Source organism: Haloferula sp. (assembly GCF_049672945.1).
Taxonomy (GTDB): Bacteria; Verrucomicrobiota; Verrucomicrobiia; order Verrucomicrobiales; family Akkermansiaceae; genus Haloferula.
Genome location: NZ_JBATWY010000068.1, coordinates 1 through 3,074, shown reverse-complemented (window position 1 = coordinate 3,074; position 3,074 = coordinate 1). Strand labels below are relative to the sequence as shown.

The 3,074-nt window shown below is 58.3% G+C and carries 3 protein-coding genes; all 3 read left to right on the top strand.

Annotation, left to right across the window (positions count from 1 at the left end; all coding sequences use genetic code 11):
- Positions 1–2,037 (top strand): DUF4114 domain-containing protein (locus WBG04_RS05800; protein WP_424313435.1); only part of this gene is annotated, 2,037 nt, incomplete at its 5' end.
- A 106-nt stretch (positions 2,038–2,143) separates the two neighbouring features.
- A complete protein-coding gene (locus WBG04_RS05795; protein WP_424313434.1) occupies positions 2,144–2,488 on the top strand; it encodes an Hpt domain-containing protein in 345 nt (114 codons plus the stop codon).
- A 336-nt stretch (positions 2,489–2,824) separates the two neighbouring features.
- Positions 2,825–3,074, top strand: a 250-nt coding sequence (locus WBG04_RS05790) for a hypothetical protein (RefSeq protein WP_424313433.1), incomplete at its 3' end; no start/stop codon positions are given.

Genomic DNA, 3,074 nt, shown 5'->3' with positions numbered 1-3,074 from the left:
CTCGATGGCGGCTCCGCCCTCATCAAGATCAACGTTGAATCCAACACCTACGACATCATCCGTTTCTCCGGAGCCGGCGCGTCCGGTGTCGCCGACCTCGTCTACATGGAAATCGATGGCCGCCCTTATTTCTTCGGAGCCCTTCACCAACGCCTCTTCATCTGGGACCTCGAAGCACGAAGCGTCAAACGCGTCGACGTGACCAACCTGCCCGAAGGCCGCACCACCTACGGTGCCGCCTACACGGATAAGGATGGCTCGCTTTTCGTCTCCAGCAACAAGGGAGGCGTCTATCAGATTCTGAACTTCACCTCGGACAAGCCACGCGCCGTCTATCTTCTCGATAGCGCCGTCACCAACAACAACGACGGCTGGAGCATTCCCGAAGAGGAAAGCCCCATCATCATCCCCGAGAATCAGCCACCCGCCATCACCATGGGGGACTCCGCCACCAGCGACCTTCCAGGATCAAGCATCAGTATCTCGCTGAATATCAGCGATGAAGGACTCCCTCTGGAAGGAGACGGCCTGACCATCAAATGGACTCAGGAGAGCGGTCCCGGCGAAGTCAAATTCTCCCGAGATCACCGCGCCACCACCGACGTCTCGTTCTCAAAAGACGGCGACTATGTCATCCGGGTCTGCGCTGACGATGGCGAATACCAAGTGAACGAGGACTTCAACGTCACCGTCAACGAAGACGACGTCACCAGCATCAGCACCTACGCCGTCTCCGATGATGAGTATCGACAGGCCCGCCGCGTCTGGGCGCAGGTCAAGGAACAGCTCCACTGTCGCAATGAAGGCACGCCGCTGGAACAAGAGAAGCTCGGCTTCGACACCAGCGACTTCTACCTCACCCAGGATTCGGAAGTCCTCATCACCCTGATCTACGATGGTGGAAACTACCGCAACACCCTCGGTTGGTATGATGCCGCCACCCCGGATAGCTACACGACCATCTGGACCGACGCTTCCACTGGGCCGAATCTTCCTCTTCGCCAGGGAGCCATGGCCAGCCTCGGCGTGCTTCCCGCCGGCACCGACCTCCGCTTTCACCTCAAGCAGGACGGCGCACGCGGTGGCGATCTCATGATCCATCAGGATGCCGAGAAAAACCCCGAAGGCATGGAACACGTTGCCGGTCGTCTCTTCACGAACGTTACCGAAGACCGCCCGCTCATCATCGCTTTCGAAGATTGGGAATACGGCAAGACCGACCTCGACTACAATGACGTCATCTTCCAAATCCAGATCCGCCCCGTGTCCCTCGGCACCACCCAGTATGGCGACGTCATCGCTGGAGCCGCAGGTATCCACTCGAACCGTCAGTCACGTGGCGTCGAACAGCACCTGCGTCGCATCGGCATTGCCAGAGCGGACTTCGAACACATTGGTCAACTCTACCACCTGCCTGATGAAGAGATCACCATCACCATGATCGAAGACCGCAGTTCGATGAAATTCGACCTCTGCGCCTACGACCACGGTGCCATCGATCACCTCGAGCCATCATCCCTTGAGTATCGGGTAGCCGCCGCCGAAAGTGCCGTCTCCCTGATGGACGATCGTACCAGCAACATCGCCTCGACCGTGACCTTCAACCCGAGCGCTGCCGGTCTCGCTGGAAAAACCGTCGGCTTCTTCATCGTGCCAAACAACACCGTGAGCACCTACCTACGGAATCCATGGCGCTACACGCCAAAGGGCCAAGGAGAACGTACGAAGCGGCAACCGCTGTTTACCCTGAACGGGGCGAACCCCGGACTGGGCGACCAGTTCCTCAGCTTCGCAGGAAATGGAGGCACCGTCTTCGCCATCGAAGACCACAGCCGCCACGAAGATCCCTATCTTCCCGAACTGGGCGACGCCAGCGACAGCAGCTTCGATGACATCATCATCCACTTCAGCTCCGTCCTGGAAACCGCCGGCAACTTCGCCACCGAATACCGTGTCGGATCCCCCGATCCCACCACCGGATTCGTCAAAGACGACGGACACGCTCCCCGCTACCCGGAAGTCGACTGCTGCTATTGATCACGCCACGGCAACCAACCCAAAAACAACACCGGGCCCGTGGATTACTCCACGGGCCCGGCTTCTTTCTTTATCAGCCCACCTTTTCCCCTAAGCCTCCTCCCCAATGGAAGACATCGACATCGATCACATCGAAACCCTCGGCGGCTTTGGAAGTCCTGAGCTCATGGAGATTCTCCAGGATTTCCTCGATGGCCTCGACGCCCACTCCAGCGAACTGATTTCCCATCTGGATCGCGGTGACCGGAAAGCCTTCCGTGAATCCGCCCACCGTCTCAAAGGCGGCGCCCAAATGGCCGGCTTCCCGAAGCTCGGAAACCTCGCCGCCACCTGGGAAGAACTCGCCTTGGAGGAAACAAAACCTCTCCCAGACAAGACCGACCTCCAAACCAATCTCACCCGTGCCATCCAAGCCGCTCGGACTGCCTTCTCGATTCACGCCAATCGCTGAACGACCAGATCGCTAGTCGAAAGCCAAACAAACCGCCTTCAAATACTCGGCCTCGGGAAAGGTCGCCTGATGGTCCAGAGCTCTTTCCACCGCCGACCCGATCGTTCGGCCAGCTCGCGGATCATGCTGTGGAAGTCAGCGGCCGGCACGTGTACCGAGCAGGAGGCCGCATCGGGAACGATCGCAGTGACTTGATCCGCTGTTAACACTCTCGACTAAGAACTATCTTCGTCTCTCCGCATAGAACGAGCCTTTTCAATGACACCGTGGTGACAAAACGCCGGCCGCCGTCCTGTGGTCTGGCCTTTGATCGATTGAGGGCCAAGACTCGTGCAAATGTTCACGCTCCGCACAACGCTCGCTTCCGTGGCCACCACCTACTTTTCTCGCCCCTCACTGAGTTTCCAGAAAGCCATGACCTACGGCACAGAAATGCTGCTATTCTACCTCTTGTTGCTCACTTGGATCATCATCTTTGGAATCCATTTGAGAAGCGCCGCCTCGCGATTCTGGACGACGAAAGTTCTCCTCGGCCTCACGGGATTCGTCGGACTAATGGCTCCTCTTCACACCTCGCTGCGCGAGT

What these genes read in the sequence shown, in the direction of transcription:
- WBG04_RS05795 (WP_424313434.1), top strand. Translation starts at nt 2,144, where the DNA reads ATGGAAGACATCGACATCGATCACATCGAAACCCTCGGCGGCTTTGGA.